This is a genomic window from Faunimonas sp. B44, from assembly GCF_052655945.1.
Genome location: NZ_JBQYEX010000006.1, coordinates 68,548 through 84,418 on the forward strand (window position 1 = coordinate 68,548; position 15,871 = coordinate 84,418).

Annotated in this window: 11 protein-coding genes; 4 read left to right on the top strand and 7 right to left on the bottom strand. The window is 72.6% G+C overall.

Annotated elements, in window-relative coordinates; translation table 11 throughout:
* The 4 genes from pbpC to egtB form a co-directional block, all read right to left on the bottom strand.
* Window positions 1–2,070: a penicillin-binding protein 1C gene (gene pbpC / locus ACUN0C_RS12800; protein ID WP_445466766.1), complete on the bottom strand. Its 2,070-nt coding sequence runs from the start codon at window positions 2,068–2,070 to the stop codon at window positions 1–3.
* Between the two features lie 8 nt (window positions 2,071–2,078).
* Window positions 2,079–7,535, bottom strand: coding sequence for an alpha-2-macroglobulin family protein (locus tag ACUN0C_RS12805; RefSeq protein ID WP_445466767.1), 5,457 nt, complete (start codon window positions 7,533–7,535; stop codon window positions 2,079–2,081).
* A gap of 117 nt (window positions 7,536–7,652) precedes the next feature.
* Window positions 7,653–8,630, bottom strand: a complete 978-nt coding sequence (egtD, locus tag ACUN0C_RS12810) for an L-histidine N(alpha)-methyltransferase (protein WP_445466768.1) — start codon at window positions 8,628–8,630, stop codon at window positions 7,653–7,655.
* Entirely contained in the window at window positions 8,627–9,916 is a 1,290-nt protein-coding gene (gene egtB / locus ACUN0C_RS12815) for an ergothioneine biosynthesis protein EgtB (RefSeq protein WP_445466769.1), read from the bottom strand. Before egtB ends, egtD begins: the two co-directional genes overlap by 4 nt.
* A gap of 216 nt (window positions 9,917–10,132) precedes the next feature.
* Here egtB and ACUN0C_RS12820 point away from each other — a divergent pair, with 216 nt between their 5' ends.
* Window positions 10,133–10,555: a YciI family protein gene (locus ACUN0C_RS12820; RefSeq protein ID WP_445466770.1), complete on the top strand. Its 423-nt coding sequence runs from the start codon at window positions 10,133–10,135 to the stop codon at window positions 10,553–10,555.
* 22 nt (window positions 10,556–10,577) lie between these two features.
* Here the strand turns inward: ACUN0C_RS12820 and ACUN0C_RS12825 are convergent, their stop codons facing one another.
* The 3 genes from ACUN0C_RS12825 to ACUN0C_RS12835 all read right to left on the bottom strand — a co-directional run bounded on the left by ACUN0C_RS12825 (window position 10,578) and on the right by ACUN0C_RS12835 (window position 12,493).
* Window positions 10,578–11,129: an NADPH-dependent FMN reductase gene (locus ACUN0C_RS12825; protein WP_445466771.1), complete on the bottom strand. Its 552-nt coding sequence runs from the start codon at window positions 11,127–11,129 to the stop codon at window positions 10,578–10,580.
* 92 nt (window positions 11,130–11,221) lie between these two features.
* Window positions 11,222–11,527, bottom strand: coding sequence for a GNAT family N-acetyltransferase (locus ACUN0C_RS12830; protein WP_445466772.1), 306 nt, complete (start codon window positions 11,525–11,527; stop codon window positions 11,222–11,224).
* Window positions 11,528–11,557: 30 nt separating this feature from the next.
* Window positions 11,558–12,493 (bottom strand): DUF5996 family protein, encoded by a 936-nt coding sequence (locus ACUN0C_RS12835; protein WP_445466773.1) that lies wholly within the window; start codon window positions 12,491–12,493, stop codon window positions 11,558–11,560.
* Between the two features lie 203 nt (window positions 12,494–12,696).
* On the opposite strand from ACUN0C_RS12835, the gene ACUN0C_RS12840 reads away from it, so the two are divergent.
* From ACUN0C_RS12840 to ACUN0C_RS12850, 3 genes are all read left to right on the top strand, one after another.
* Window positions 12,697–14,574, top strand: a complete 1,878-nt coding sequence (locus tag ACUN0C_RS12840; RefSeq protein WP_445466774.1) for an SLC13 family permease — start codon at window positions 12,697–12,699, stop codon at window positions 14,572–14,574.
* An 83-nt stretch (window positions 14,575–14,657) separates the two neighbouring features.
* On the top strand, window positions 14,658–15,194 hold the full coding sequence (locus ACUN0C_RS12845; protein ID WP_445466775.1) for a DUF1801 domain-containing protein: 537 nt from the start codon (window positions 14,658–14,660) through the stop codon (window positions 15,192–15,194).
* A 13-nt stretch (window positions 15,195–15,207) separates the two neighbouring features.
* Window positions 15,208–15,678, top strand: coding sequence for a DUF1801 domain-containing protein (locus ACUN0C_RS12850; protein WP_445466776.1), 471 nt, complete (start codon window positions 15,208–15,210; stop codon window positions 15,676–15,678).
* Window positions 15,679–15,871 lie beyond the last annotated feature (193 nt).

Below are 15,871 nucleotides of genomic sequence, written 5' to 3' on the forward strand. Positions count from 1 at the left end.
TCAGTCGATGAACACCCGGCTGCGCGCGGCCGCGCCCGCGCCGTCGATCACCATCAGTTCCACGAAGCCGCGCTCGCGCGGCGTGAACGTCACGGCACGCCCGAAATCGGAAGTCCCGATCGGCGTGCCGTCGGCGAACCAGAGATAGGGCGGGCGCCCCTCGCGCACCTTCAGCGCGAGCGGGGCGGCAGCGCCTCGCCCGGCGCCGAGGTCGATCTCTGCGCCGGCCGGCGGGTATGCGATCTGCGGGCCCTGCACCAAGGCGGGGCCGCCGCCGCGCGGCACGCGTACGCGCCGGAGCGGCGCTGGCAGGCCGGCCGAGCTGGCCGCCAGCACGCCGGGCGGCGCAGCCGGGAGCGGCGCCGGCTGGCCGATCCGGGCGAAGGCGTCCATCAGGATGGGAGCGGCCGCGTCGATGCCGACGAGGCCCGGCACCGGCTCGCCGTCGGGCCGGCCGACCCAGACGCCCACCACGTAGCGCCCGTCGAAGCCGATCGCCCAGGCATCGCGGTAGCCGTAGGACGTCCCGGTCTTGAAGGCGATGGCGCCGCTTGCGCCGCCGGGTTGGGGAACGCCGGCGAGGATCGAGCCGACCTGCCAGGCCGCCCGCGCCTCGAGCACGCGCCGGCCCGGCGGGAGCGGGTCCTCGTCGGGCCTGATGCGCAGGGCCACGGCTTCGCCGCCGCGCGCAATCGCGGCATGGATCGCGACGAGGTCGGTGAGCGTCACGCCGACGCCGCCGAGGCCGATGGCGAGCCCGGGCGGGGACAGATCGGACAGGACCGGCGCCGCGCCCGCCCGCCTCATGCGCGCCGCGAGCCGCGCGGGTCCGACCGCGTCCAGCAATTGCACGGCCGGCACGTTGAGCGAAAGCTGGAGCGCGCGCCGGACGGTGACGGTGCCGAGGAACGTGCGGTCGAAATTCGCCGGGACATAGCCTGCGAAGGCGGTGGAGCGATCCTCGATGAGGCTCTCCGGATGCGCGATGCCCTGCTCGAAGGCCAGTCCGTAGATGAGCGGCTTCAGCGCCGACCCCGGCGAGCGTACCGCCCGTGTCATGTCGAGGAAGCCGCCGCGGTCGAGGTCGAGCAGGTCGGACGAGCCGACCGAGGCGCGGATCTCGCCGGTCCTGTGGTCGGCGGCGAGGATCGCGACCGACACCCTGTCGGAGAGTGCGGCCGCACGATCGCGCGCGAGCCCCTCCAGCCGGCCCTGCAGCCCCGCCTCGATCGTGAGGTGGTGGACCGGTTCTCCGGGGCGTTCCCGCAATGCGCGTTCGGCGGCATGGGCGGCGAGCATGGGGAAGGGGCGGCGTCGCTGCGGCACGGCTTCGGTGCGCGCGGTGGCGAGATCGCCCGTGTCGATCGCGCCGAGCGCGGCGGCGCGGGCGAGGACGCGGTCCCGCGCGGCGCGGATCGCGTCGGCGCCGCGGTCGGGCCGGCGTGCCTCCGGCGCCTGCGGGATGGCGACCAGGAGCGCCGCCTCGGCCGGGGTGAGCCGCTTCGGCTCCTTGCCGAGCCAGGCGAGGGACGCGGCGCGGATCCCCTCGATGTTTCCGCCATAGGGGGCGAGCGTCAGGTAGAGCCGCAGCACCTCGGCCTTGCCGAGCCGTCGCTCCAGCGCCAGCGCCGTCACGATCTGGCGGAGCTTGGCGGCGGCGCTCCGGGTCGGGCCGCCGTCCAGCAGCCGCGCTACCTGCATCGTGAGCGTGGAGCCGCCCGAGACGATCCGCCCGCGCGTGGCGAGCTGCCAGCCGGCGCGGGCGAGCGCGCGCAGGTCGACGCCGCGATGGCGTTCGAACCGGCGATCCTCGTAGGCGAGGAGCATGCGCACGAAGCCGGGGTCGACGTCCTCCGCCTCGACCGGCAGACGCCAGCGCCCGTCGGCGACGGCGAACGGCCTGAGCAGGCGGCCGGAGCGGTCGAGGACGACCGTCGAGACCGCCGGCGCGACCGCGGGAAGCGGCATTGAGGCGACCTGCGCCTTCAGCATGAGCGGCGCCCCGACCGCCAGCCCCGCCGCGAGCGTCAGGGCCGCAAGAATCGTCGGTCCGATGGCGGGCGAACGCATGGGCCCGCTCAGCGCAGCGGCCCGACCACCTCGACCATGTCGCTCGCGCTCCGCGCCCGCCGCTCCGGCCGGTACATGTCCTCGACATGGGCGGCGGGGTGGGCGAACAGGCCCGGCGAGACGGCACGCACGACATAGGCGAGCTGGAACCGGGTCGGGCCGTCCGGCGCGCTGTCGAGGGCGGCGACGAAGCGGTCGGCGCGGAACTCGACGTGGCTCGTCTCCGCCGGCGCGTCGAAGGCGTCGAGGGAGGGCACCTGGCCGGCCGCGATGAGGTTCGGGTTGTCGATCTCGAAGCCGCCCGGCAGCGGATCCTCGACGAGGAGGCGCGCGCCGCCCGCCTCGCTGGAGGTGACGGTGAGGACCGTCACGAGCCGCGCGCCCTGTTCGACCGTCGCCGGGTCCGCCGGCTCGCCTTCGAGCGTGAAATAGGCGCGCTCGATGGCATAGCCGTTCCCGCCGGCCGGCTCGGGGCGGGCCGGTACGCCGCGCACCGCGAGCGCCAGATCGACCGCGCGGCCGGAGCGGTTCTCAAGGGCGACGGGCTCCGCCCTGGCAGCCTCCGCCGGGATGGACCGGAAGAGCGGGCCCTCTTCCTCGCGCCCGTCGATCAGGAAGCGGAGCGGCACGGCCCGATCCATAAGCGCGTGGGCGGCGAGCAGCGACCAGGCATCCTCCTGGGTGCTGGTGCGGGCGGCCCGGGCGCGTTCGGCGCCGACCTGCTCGGCAAGGCGAGCGAGGTCGACGACCGTGCTCTGCGCCTCGGAGGCGAGGGTGAGCACCGCCGCCCGGTCGCGCAGGCGCGTGCCGTAATCGGCGCGAAAGCCGCCGTTCGCCGGATCCCTATCGAGGCTGCCGAGCGCCGCGCGGAACGCCGTGTCCGCGCGCAGCCGGTCGCCGTAGAGCGCGAGCGCCGCGCCGATCTGCGCCTTTGCGAGCGGCGTCGCGAAGGCATCGAGCTTGGTATCGGCGTAATAGCGCAGGTCGCCGATCGACGCGCGGCCGTTGCGAGCGAGCACGTAGAGCCCGTAGGCGATGTCCTCGCCGCCCGCTTCGAAATCGGGCGCGTAGGCGAGGCGGTTGCGCAGATTGTCCAGGGCGAGGCCGAACGCCTCCTCCGGCACCGCGAACGCCGCCTGCCTGGCCCGCGTCAGGAAATCCGTGACATAGGCGTCGAGCCAGAAATCGTCAGACGACGGCCCCCACAGCCCGAACCCGCCGGTAGAAGCCTGGTTCGCGAGGATACCGGCGATGGCGCGCTCGATCCGGCCGCGCGCGTTCGGGTCCCCCCCGAGGCCGACCCTCAGCGAAACCGCGTCGAGATAGAGGAGCGGCAGCGCGCGGCTCGCGATCTGCTCGGTGCATCCGTAGGGGTAGCGGTCGAGCGCGCGCACGATGGCGGGCACGTTGAGCGGGCCCGCTCCGCTCGCCGAAAGGAACACCGAGGCGGTCTCAGGCACGAGCCCGTCAAAGAGGTCCATGCCGAGGCTGAAGCGGGCATCGTCCGCCAGCCGCGCCTGGCTGACCCGCACGACCGGCGGCTCGCCGTAGCGCACCGGCAGGGTCAGCGCCTTCTCCAGGACTTGCCCGTCCGGCAGAGTGAGCGCGACGGTGAGCGCCGCGTCGCCCGCGGCTGCCCCGGCGAGCGGCACGAGAACGGTGCTGCGCTGGCCGGCGGCGAGCGTCAGGTCGCGGCTCGCATGCGCCGGGTCGAGGCGCACGGCGTCGCCCTCGGCGCGCACCGCGACGCGGACGTCGCCGGCGACGTCCTCGACGGCGTGAAGGTCGAGCGCGAGCCGCGAACGGTCGCCGGGCGCGAGGATGCGCGGCAAGCTGGCGGAAACGACGATCGGATCGCGCAGCACCGCGTCGCGCGCGCCGTGGCCGACCCCGCTCTTCGTCCAGGCCATCGCCATCAGGCGCACGGTGCCGTTGAAATCCGGGACGGGCACGCTGAACCGGGTGCGGCCGTCGGCGCCGACACGCACGATCCCGGAATGCCAGGCGAGCAGCGCCTCGGTCGGGGGCGGGCCCTGCAGCGCGGGGAAGCCGCCGTCCCCGCCGCTGCGGACCGTTCCGCGCGCGCCCTGCATGCGGTCGATGAGCTGGCCGTAGAGATCGCGGAAGGCCACGCCGAGCCGCCGCTGCCCGAAATACCAGGCGTCCGGGGCAGGGGTCTCGAACCGGGTCAGGTTCAGGATGCCGAGGTCGACGGCGGCGAGCGTGACATAGGCCTCCTCTCCCGCGGCCAGGTTCGGGATCGAGAGGTCCACCTCCAATGGCTGGCGCGGGCGCGCCGTCTCGGCCGCCGAAAGACGCACGTCGAGGCGGCGGTCGCCGGGATCGACGCCCGCCCAGGCGAGCCCGAGCGCGCGCGCCGGCATCCGCCGCTGGTCGATGTCCATCGCGCGGTACTGCACCGCCGTGACGTAGGCGCCCGGCCCCCAGTCGCGCGTGACGGGCAGCTCGACCTCCGTGCCGCCCTCGCCGAGCGTGACGGCCCTTGTGGCGATCAGGCGGTCGTCGACCACCATGACGAGGCCCATCCCGGGCGCACGCGATTCGACGTGCACCTTCGCGGTGTCGCCGACGCGGTAGGCGCTCCGGTCGAGCGAGACCTTCAGCCCTTCGGGCGTGTCGAGCGCCTTCGGCGCCACGTACCAGCCGGCCTCGAAGCTCACGGAGGCGGGCAACGCGCCTTCCGCCGTGGAGACCTCGATCTCGTACTCGCCCCATTCCACGGCCGCCGCGATCCGCGCCGGCGCGTCCGGCCCGGTCTCGGCCGTTCCTGTCGCGGCGCGCGTGCGGGTCTTCGTCGTCTCGTAGTCCCAGCGCCCGTCGGTGCGGAACCACTGGAAGTCGGTGCGCACCCGGAACAGCTCCCAGCGGACCTCGCCGGCGGCCCTGTTGCCGTCCGCCCCGACCAGGATCGCGTCGAACCCCGCCGTGGCGTTCTCCTCGACGGCGTCCTCGAAAAGCGGGCGCACGCCGACGCGCGGCGCCCCGCTCGCCACCGGCAGCGTCAGCGAGCGCTCGACCGGGCGGCCGCCCGGATCGAGCACGCGGACGTTCACGACCGCTTCGAGCGGCCGGCTCGTCCGGGGGATCGCCGGGATCGCCGGCTCGATTTCGGCGCGGCCGTCCTCGTCGGTGCTCGTTGCCTCGAACGGCTCGGTCACGGGATCGAACGTCTCGCCGGCGAGCCCGAACCGATAGCCGGGGAAGGCGGCGAGCGCCGCGCCCGCCTTGATCTGCGTCTCGCCCTCGACCTCGAGGTCGGAGGCCGGCGCGCCGTAGAGGAAGCGCGCGTCGAGCTCGATCGCCGGCGGGGAGGCGGGATCGAGGACGGCCGCATCCGAAGCGAGTTCGAAGGCGAGCCGCTCGGGCTGGAAGTCCTCGACGAGCACGCTCGTCTCGGCCAGCGCCTTCGCCTTCGGATCGGCGTGGACGGCGAGCCGCCACGCGCCGCGCATGGCGTTCGGGGCAAGCCCGATCTCGGCCAGCGCGCCGCCGAGCCCCTGGTCGGCGAGTGCGATGCGCTGCTGCTCCTTGCCGTCGGGGCGGGTCACGACGAGGGTGAGGGGAATCCCGGTCACGGCATCCGCGCGCGGGTCGCGGACGAGCGCCGTCGCATGGACCGTCTCACCGGCGCGGTAGACGCCGCGCTCGGTGGCGAGGAACACGTCGAGCGGCTCGGGCGGCGGCCGGCCCTCCACGCCGCGGTCGGTCAGGTCGAAGCCCGGCCGCGTCAGGTCGAGCACGCTGTAGTCGCCGGCGCCGGTCTCCGCCACGACGAGCGCGGGCGCCATGCCGCCGGTGCCCCGCATGAGGCCGGGCGGCAGCCGGGCGTGGCCTTCCGCGTCGGTTTCCGCCTCGCCGAGGATCTCGTTGTTGAGCGCGACGAGCCGGATCTTCGCCTGCCCGGCCGCGGCCGCGGAGCCGAGCGAGCGGACGAAGACGTGAAGACCGTCATTGCCGGCGAGCGTGGTGATGCCGAGATCGGTGACGATGAACCATTGCGTCGCCTCGGGGCCCCATTCCTCGGCGGCCTCGGCGGCGCGCGCGATCAGCACGTAGGCGCCCTTCTCGAGGTCGTGAGCGATGTCGCCGACGGGGATCGCGGTCGTCACCTCCCGGTTCAGCTCGCGGCGGACCTCGACGGTGCCCTTCCAGACCTCCGCGCCGGTGCGCGCGGCGAGCTCGTCGCCCTCCCAGCGGGAGAGCTGGCGGAGGAACTGGCCGTCGCCCACGGTGCGGGCGAGCTGTCGGTCGCCGATCCGGTAGAGCGTCGCCTCGATCCGGTCCGTGTTGACGGAGGCGACGGGGATCGTCGGGTCGCCGCCGGCCGGCAGCACGTAGGCGTTGCCGAGGAAGCGGACGGCGGGCGCGCGGTCGCGGACGTAGATGTCGAGGCTGACGGTCTTCGACAGCGTCTCGCCGTCGGCGGCGGGCAGGCCGGCCCGCGCGGTGATCCGGTAGCGGGCGCCGTGCTCGACGCCGTCCATGCAGATCTGCTGGCCCTCGGCCTCGACCGCGATCCCGCTTCCGCCCTCGACCTGGATGAAATCCGGGAGATCGGCGCGGCCGGCAGGCAGGGCGTCGGAGAAGACGAGGCAGATGCGCGGAGCGGCCGCGTCGGATTCGATGCGGTGCTCGGTGATGCGGAAGCCGTGCTGCGCGACCATCTCGTCGAGCCGCGATGCGAGGTTCGCGTCGCCGCGGAGCGAAAGGCTCGCGCGAAGCGCCGCGATGGCGGGGCGCCAGGCCTCGCGCGCCGCCAGCGCCTCGGAGAGAAGGACGAGGATCTCGCCCCGATCCGCAGCGGTTTCGGTGCGCAGGTAGGCGTTCACTGCCCCGGCCGTCCGGTTCCGCAGGATCTCCTGCTGCGCCTCGTAGAAGGGCGAGCGCTGGCCGGCCATGGCGCGCGTATAGGCGATCCAGAGATCGACCCGCTCCGGCTGGAGCGCCAGCGCGCCCCTGTAGAGCGTTGCCGCGCGCGCCTGGTCGCCGGAGGCGCTCGCATTGCGGGCGTTCGCGACCAGGGCATCGAACGGACCCTGCGCGTGGGCTGCGTCCTCGCCGAGGAACCGGCGGGCCTCGTCGACATAGGCTTGCGGCAGAAACTTCAGCTCGGCGATGCGCACCGCCTCGCGGTCGACCGTGGAGGGCTGCGGCGTCGCGATCCGACCCGAGACCGCCCCGGTGACCGCGCGCAGCTCGCCGACGCCGTTCTTGAGGAAGCACCAGCCCGCGCGCGCGTTGAAGGTGAAGGCCTGGCACTCGCTCTCGGCGATGCAGACCGCTTGGCAATCCTCCAGGCTGATGCCCTTCCGGACGTCGTAGTCGGAGCCGAAGTAGTCCGCGCCCTCGGTCAGCACGATCCGGCGGTCCTGGGCGTTCGCGGGGAGCGCGACGACGGCGGCGAGCGCGATGGCGCCCATGAGCGCGCGGACGAAACCCGGCATGACGTCCCCCTTCGGCGCTGCGCACCGTGACTTGTGCAGGGACTCTATGCCTGCCGCATTGGGCGGTAAAGCGCGCCCGCACGCGCGCCCGGGCTCCGCCGGCGGGCGCGGGAGGGACTACGAAGTGGTGAGGTAGTGCAGGCTGAAGAGGCGGTCCGGATCGGTCCAGAGGCGGTCTGCGCGCCAGCCGGCCGCCTCTGCAATGCGATGGAACCGGGGCACGGTGTATTTGTAGGAGCTCTCGGTGTGGATCGTGTCGCCGGCGGCGAAGTCGAACGTCTGGCCGGCGACCGTCACCCGCTGCGCGCGGCTGGCGACGAGGTGCATCTCGACGGCCCGGCTTTCGGGGTTCCAGACGGCACGATGCGCGAAGGCGGACAGGTCGAAGTCGGCCCCGAGCTCCCGGTTGATGCGCCCAAGCAGGTTCAGATTGAAAGCGGCGGTCACGCCGCGTGCGTCGTCATAGGCGGCCTCGAGCACCGGCACCGGCTTCTCGAGATCGACGCCGATGACGAGGCCGGCGCCCGGCCCGAGCGCGGCCGCGAAGCGCCCGAGGAGCGCGCTTGCCTCCGGCGGGTCGAAATTGCCGATCGTCGATCCGGGAAAGAAGCCGACGCGGCGGCCTGCCGGCAGCATGCTGTCGAGCGCGAGCGGGCCGGTGAAGTCGGCCACGACCGGCAGCACGGTGAGGCCGGGATAGTCGGCCGCAAGCGCTCCGCTCGCCTCGATGAGGTGCTCGCCCGAAATGTCGATCGGCACGAACGCCCTGAGATCGCGCGCGGCGTCGAGGATGTGCCGGACCTTCACGGCCGATCCGGCCCCGAACTCCACGAGCACGGCGCCGGGTCCGATCGCCCCCGCGATCTCGCGAGCGTGCCGCGACAGGATGCCGATCTCCGTCCGGGTCGGATAATATTCCTCGAGCGCGCAGATCGCGTCGAAGAGCCGCGAGCCTTCCGCGTCGTAGAAATATTTCGGCGGGATCGCCTTCTGCTGTCGGGCGAGCCCGTCGAGCACGTCGCGGAGAAAACGGTTGTCGGGTTCGTCCGGCGCCCGGGCGGCTTGCCGGTACGCGCGCTGTGCTGCGGCGCTCATGCGTCCTCCGCGAGCCGCAGCCCGGCGAAGGGCCAGCGCTGGTGCGGGTAGAAGAAGTTGCGGTAGGTCGGCCGGACATGGCCGTCGGGCGTCGCGCAGCAGCCGCCGCGCAGCACCATCTGGTTGCACATGAACTTGCCGTTGTACTCGCCGATCGCGCCCGGCGCGGGCCGGTAGCCGGGATAGGCGCCGTAGAAGCTCGCGGTCCATTCCCAGACGTCGCCATACATCTGCGCGGGCCCGCCTTCGACCGGCCCCGCCGGAAGCGGGCGGAAGAACCCGCTCCCCATCGTGTTGCCGGCCGCCGCGATGCCGTCGGCGGCGACTTCCCATTCCGCCTCCGAGGGAAGCCGCTTGCCGGCCCAGCGCGCATAGGCGTCGGCCTCGTAGAAGGAGACGTGGCAGACCGGCGCGTCGGGCTCGACCGGATGCTGCCCGGTGAGCGTCATCGCCTGCCAGCCGCCGTCCGCCTCCTCCCAATAGAGCGGCGCGCGCCAGCCTTCCCGGTTCACCGTCGCCCAGCCGTCCGCGAGCCACAGATCGGGGCGGCGGTAGCCGCCGTCCTCCATGAAGGCGAGCCACTCCGCGTTGGTCACGCAGCGCGAGGCGAGCCGGAACGGACGGAGCAGGGCCTCGTGCCGCGGCCCTTCATTGTCATAGGCGAAGCCGTTGCCGTCATGCCCGATCTCCCGGATGCCGCCGGGGAACGCGTGCCATTGCAGGGGCGGCGCGGCGCCGGGCGCTTCCTTCCGCTCCGCATAGGCGGGCCTCAGCGGGTTGCGCGAGAAGAGGTTCAGGATGTCCATGAGGATCAGCTCCTGGTGCTGCTCCTCATGGTTGATGCCGATCTCGACGATCGGCACGAGGTCCGCGGCCGCGCCGCTCTCCACGCGATCGAGGAGCCGCTCCATCGCCCCGGTGACATGGGCGCGGTACTGCGCCACTTCGGCGACGGTCGGCCGGGTGACCAGCCCGCGCTCGAAGCGCGGGTGGCGCGCCCCGGCCGCCTCGTAATAGGAGTTGAAGAGATAGGCGAACTGCGGGTGGCGGACCTGGTAGCCCGGGAGATGCGGCACCAGCAGGAAGGTTTCGAAGAACCAGCTGACATGGGCGAGGTGCCATTTCGTCGGGCTGCAGTCGGGCATCGACTGCACGACCTGGTCTTCCGGAGCGAGCGGGGCGGCAAGGGCTTCGGACTGGGCGCGCACGCGCGCGAAGCGGGCGGCGAGCGCCTCCGCCGCGGCGGCGGTCGAGACGCTGCGGAAATCGGATGTATGCGTGTTCATGCGGCTCCTCCTCGCCTCTCGGCGGACATGCGCGCCGTCTGGCAATCTATGTCGCCGGCTCACGACGTCCATGAACATGGTCGTTATTTGCTTCCCGGCGCGCCGGGCATGTCTGCCCGAAAAAAATGATGCAGCGATGTCGATCCGGCGGGGGTCCGTTCGTCGTGGTGGCAGGGAGGCCCCTTCGGCCTGCCGTCAAGCACAGGAGATGAGACGATGCGTGTCATGGTGTTCGTGAAGGCCACCGAGGATTCGGAAGCCGGCCTGATGCCCGAGACCGAAATGTTCGAGGCGATGGGCAAGTTCAACGAGGAGCTGGTGAACGCCGGGGTGATGCTCGCCGGCGACGGCCTGAAGCCCTCGTCGAACGGCAAGCGCGTCGCCTTCGACGGCGCGTCTCGCACGGTGATCGACGGGCCGTTCGCGGAGACCCGGGAACTCGTCGCGGGCTACTGGCTCTGGGAAGTCAAGGACATGGCCGAGGCGGTCGAGTGGGTGAAGCGCTGCCCCAATCCGATGCCCGGCCCGAGCGAGATCGAGATCCGCCCGCTCTACGAGATGTCCGATTTCGGCGACGCCGTGACGCCCGAAGTCGCCGAGCATGAGGAGCGTCTCCGCCGCCGCATCGAGAACCGCTAGGCGGAGCCTCGGGCGCCGCCGGTCAGCCCTTCGCGAAGGCGACGAAGCCGGCCAGGAACGCCGCGAGCCGTTCGCGCGTCGCCTGGTCGGCGAGCTCCTCTTCCGCGTTTAGGAGCGTCTGCGCGCGCGGCAGCATCAGCTTGGCCCCGAACCAGGGGCGGGTGCCGAGCGTGCGCAGCACGGGGAGCCAGGCGGCCTGCGCCAGCGTCGTGCCGAAATATCCCCCCGAGGCGCCGATCACGGCCACCGGCTTGTCGCCGAAATGCTCCTTGATCTCGCCCGGCGGGCGGCTCATCCAGTCGATCGCGTTCTTGAAGGGTCCGGGAATCGAGTTGTTGTATTCCGGCGTGACGAGGAGCAGCCCGTCGGCGGCGCGGAGCTTCGCCTTCAGCGCCGCCACGGCGGGCGGGATGCCCTCCGCCGCCTCAACGTCGCCGTCATAGAGCGGGATGCCCGCGATCCCGTCCGCGTCGAGCGTCGCGCCGTCCGGCATCAGCTCCGCGGCCGCCCGCAGGAGGGCGCTGTTCAGCGATGCCTTCCTGAGGCTTCCCGAAATGCCGAGTATCGTCGTCATCGAATATCCTCTCCAGCCCGTCCGCTTACCTTAGGGCCGTCGGCGCCGACGGCCAGCCTCTCGGGGAGGGCGGCCGGAACGGGCGCGGCGCGTCAGCGCTGCAGCACGTCCTGCCATTCGTGGTGCCGTTCGATCTGTGCCTTCGCGAACGGGCAGAGCGGGATGACGGTGCGCCCTTCCGCCCGGGCGTCCTCGATCGCTCGGCGGACCAGCGCCTCGCCGACGCCGAGGCCGCGAAAGGCGTCCGGGACGCCCGTATGATCGATGATGATCATGCGCGCGCCCGCCCGCGAATAGGTCAGTTCCGCCGTGGCGCCGTCGCGCCGCATCACGTAGCGGCCCTTGCTTTCGCCCTCCTCCCGCTCGATCGGGAGGTCCTGGCCTTTGGCGATGTCCATGATGTCCGCCTTCCTGTTGGCAGCTGCGTCTCACAACGGCCGCGGCCGGCGCGGCAGGCCGGGCGCGCATTCGAGGCTCGCGCGGTCCCATTGCCCGAGATCGGCGGCGGCGTGGTACGTGCTCTCCAGGAACGCCGTCAGCACCGCCTCCGGGTCGCTCGCCCGCCGCACCGCGTCGTAGGGCAGCAGGAATTCGCCCAGCGCGGTGTCGAAGCGCGCCGCTTCGGGCGCGACGCGCGCCTCGGCGAAGCCGGGCGGCGCCGGGTAGGCGTAGGAATAGAAGGCCGCGTAGTCGATGGGGCCCCCGCCCGGCCAGAAGCCGGCCGAGGAGACCTCGTGGCTGTAGGCCTCGCACGTCACCGCATCCGGCAGCGCCGGGATGCCGCCCGGATGAAGCGGCGCGCGCCGCCCCGAAAAGCGCGTCACCGCCAGGTCGAAACTGCCCCAGAACAGGTGGACCGGGCTGACCTTGCCGAGAAAGCCGGTACGGAATCGCGCGAGCACCCGCTCCACGCTGACGCAGGCGCGGAAGAAGCGGTTCGCAGCGTCGGCGTCGTAGGGCCGTTCCGCCGTGTCCGCCGCGAACGGGATCGGGTCCGCCACCTCGTTCGGCCGGCCGTGGAAGTCCGTGGTCGCCCCGAGTGTGGCCAGGAGATCGAGAAAGCGGGCGTGGAACGCGGCGACGGACATCGGCCCGAGGTCGAACCGGCCCGTCCGGCCGTCCGTGGTCGCCCCCGTGACGGCATGGCCGACGAGGTCGAGCACGATCTCCACCCCCGCCGCCTTGTCCGGCACGAGCCCCGTGGTGAAGCCGCGCGCGTTGACGTAGAGGGTGGCGTGCCAGGAATGGTTCACCCAGGGCGTGCGGGCGAGGCGGTACTTGCCGAGGATCTGCGTGTAGAGATGCAGCGCGGAACAGGTCTCCCGCCACGCGCCATAGGGAAGTTCGGGCCAGTGATCCGCCATACGTCCTCCCGCTCCCCCAATGACCCGACCGAGCCCGAGCCCGAGCCTACACCATCGGCGGAGCGGCCGCGCCACCCTTCGGGCGGATGCGCCTTCGTCGGCCGCGCGCCTTTGACGGCGGCGTCCGGCCGGCAGCATGGTGCGCTTCAGACCTGCCGCAACCTGCGCTTGCCTGCGCGCCGGCAGGATGATCAAGAGCGTCGATGAGCACCGCCCAGATCCTGATTCTTGTCATCCTCGCAGCGACCGTCGCCATGTTCCTGTGGGGCCGCTGGCGCCACGACATGGTCGCGCTCGGCGCGCTGCTCGCCTGCGTGCTGGCCGGGCTGGTGGAGCCCGGCGAGGCCTTCGCCGGCTTCGGCCACCCCGCCGTGATCACGGTCGCCTGCGTGCTGGTGCTGAGCCAGGGCCTGCAGAATTCCGGCGCCGTCGATGCGATCGCCCGGCGCGTCCTCAGGAAGGAGGCCGGCCCGACGCTGAGCCTCGCCGCCCTGGTCGGGCTCGGCGCCGCGATGTCTGGCTTCATGAACAATGTCGGCGCGATGGCGCTCCTCATGCCGGTCGCCGTGCAGCTCGCGCGCCGGCTCGACCTGCCGCCCGGGCGGGTGCTGATGCCGCTCGCCTTCGGGACGATCCTCGGCGGCATGACGACGCTGATCGGCACGCCGCCGAACCTCATCGTGGCAGCCTTTCGTGCCCGCACCGGCGTCGCCGGCTTCGGCATGTTCGACTTCACCCCGGTCGGTCTCGCCGTCGCGGTGGCTGGCATCGCCTTCATCGTGCTGATCGGTTGGCGGCTGGTGCCCGCCACCCGCAAGCAGGCCGACGGCGACTTCGAGGCCGGCGCCTATTTCACCGAGGCCCGGGTGCCGGAGAAGAGTCGCGCCGTCGGCATGACCCTCCGCGAGATCGAGGACGCGATCGGCGATTCCCGCGCGCAGATCGTCGGGCTGGTGCGCAACGAGGTGCGGATGATCGCGCCGCATGGCGGGCGGCAGGTCGCCGCCGGCGACATCGTCGTGCTGGAGGCGGAGGCCGCCGCGCTCCCTGAGGTGCTCTCCGCGCTCGACCTCAAGCTCGAGGAGGAGCGGGAAACGCCCGCGGCCGTGGCGGCGGCGGGCGAGCTTGCGGCCGATCCGGCCGAACCCGAAAGTGCCACGGCCCCGGTCGGCAACGGTGAGAAGAAGGCCGGCGACGCGAAGGAGGCGAGGAACGCCGCTTCCGAGGAGATCGTGCTGCGCGAGCTCGTGGTCCTGCCGCGGGCGGACATCGTCGGGCGCTCGGCGACGGACATGCGCCTGCGCACCCGCTACGGCCTCAACCTCCTCGCGGTCTCGCGCAAGGGCGTGAGGGTGCGGACGCGGCTGCGCACGCTCCGGATCGCGGCGGGCGACCTGCTGCTCATGCAGGGTCCGCCGGAGGCGCTTGCCGAGTTCGCGGCGGAGATGGGCTGCGTTCCGCTCGCCGAGCGCGCGCTGCGGATCCCGGACCCACGCAAGGCGCTCATTGCGAGCCTCATCATGGCCGGCGCGGTGGGCGGCGCCGCCCTCGGCCTCGTGCCGGCCGCGATCTCCTTCGCGATGGGCGCGCTCGCCTCCATGGCGTTCGGGACCGTGCCGCCGCGCCGGGTCTACGACGCGATCGACTGGTCGGTGGTCGTCCTGCTCGGCGCGCTGATCCCGGTCGCCGGCGCGATGGAGACGACCGGGGCCGCGGGCCTCGTGGCGCGCTTCCTGCTCGATACGGTCGTCCAGGGCCATGCCGTCGCCGGGCTCACCCTCATCCTGGTGGTGACGATGTTCCTCTCCGACGTGATGAACAACGCCGCGACCGCCGCCGTGATGTGCCCGATCGCCATCGGCACGGCCGCCGCGCTGGGCGTCAACGCCGATTCCTTCCTGATGGCGGTGGCGGTCGGCGCGTCCTGCGCGTTCCTGACCCCAATCGGCCACCAGAACAACACGCTGATCCTCGGCCCCGGCGGCTTCCGCTTCGGCGATTACTGGCAGCTCGGCCTGCCGCTCGAGATCGTCGTGGTCGTGGTCAGCGTCCCCCTGCTGCTCCTCGTCTGGCCGCTCTGAGGCAGTCGCCGCCGGGTTGACGCGCGGCCCGCATCGCCGATGATCCGTTCCGACGGTTCGCGGGCCGAAGCGCGGAGGGAGACATGGCCGGGGAGAAGTCCGGGAAACCGGTGAAGGCCGCTGCGCGGGGTGCGGGCGGTGCGGCCGGGGAGGGCGGCGCCGCCAAGGCGCGCCGGCCGCGCAAGCCCGCATCGGCGCCGCCCGCCGCCGCAGGCGATGGCCCGGTCCTCCTCTCCGGCGGCAATCCGCAGATCGCGAAGGGCTACGGCGACGCGCCGGTCGCGGCCTACATCGCCGCGATGCCCGGCTGGAAGCAGGAGGTCGGGCGCCGCATCGACGCGCTCGTCACCCGCGCCGTCCCCGGTGTCCGCAAGGCCGTGAAGTGGAACTCGCCCTTCTACGGCGCCGACGACGAGGGCTGGTTCCTGAGCTTCCACTGCTTCGCGAAATACGTGAAGGTCGCCTTCTTCCGCGGCGCGGCGCTCGACCCCCTCCCGCCCGAAGGCTCCAGGCAGAAGGACGTGCGCTACCTCCACCTCCACGAAGGCGAGCCGCTCGACGAGGAGCGCTTCACGGATTGGGTGAAGCAGGCGAGCGAATTGCCGGGGGAGCGGATGTGAGGAATTCTCCGACATGAGTCAGCACGAACACGCATTGCAAGGGCCGGCGGATCCCTCTCCCACCTCCCTCATCGATGCCCGCATTGCCTCGCTTCCCGACTGGCGGGGCGAGGCGCTGGCGCTTGTGCGCGGGCTGATCCGGGAAGCCGATCCGGAGATCGTCGAAGCGGTGAAGTGGCGGAAGCCGTCGAACCCGTCGGGCGTGCCCGTCTGGGAGCATGACGGCATCGTCTGCACCGGCGAAGTCTACAGGGACAAGGTGAAGCTCACCTTCGCCCGGGGCGCTTCGCTTCCCGATCCCGCGCGCCTCTTCAATGCGAGCCTCGACGGCAATGCCCGCCGCGCAATCGACATCCGCGAAGGCGAGACGATCGACGGTGAGGCGCTGAAGGTCCTCGTCCGTGCGGCGGTGGCGCTCAACCGCGAGGCGCGGGCGACGGCCCGCCCGGCACGCGCCCGCAAGGCGCCCGGAGGCGCAGCGTAGCCGCGGCTGCCCGCGCGCTGCGGCCCCGGCTGCGGCCGCCATCCCGCCGCGCCCCCGCCCCCGAAAAGCGTCAAGCGAATCGCGTTGCGGAGCAAGCGGGCCCGCGGCTATCTGGCAGGAGGCGCGGCCGGACGTCGCATGTCCCCGCAACCGGGGATGCGTGTCGCCGCCGGGCCCGAAGACGAACCTCCGG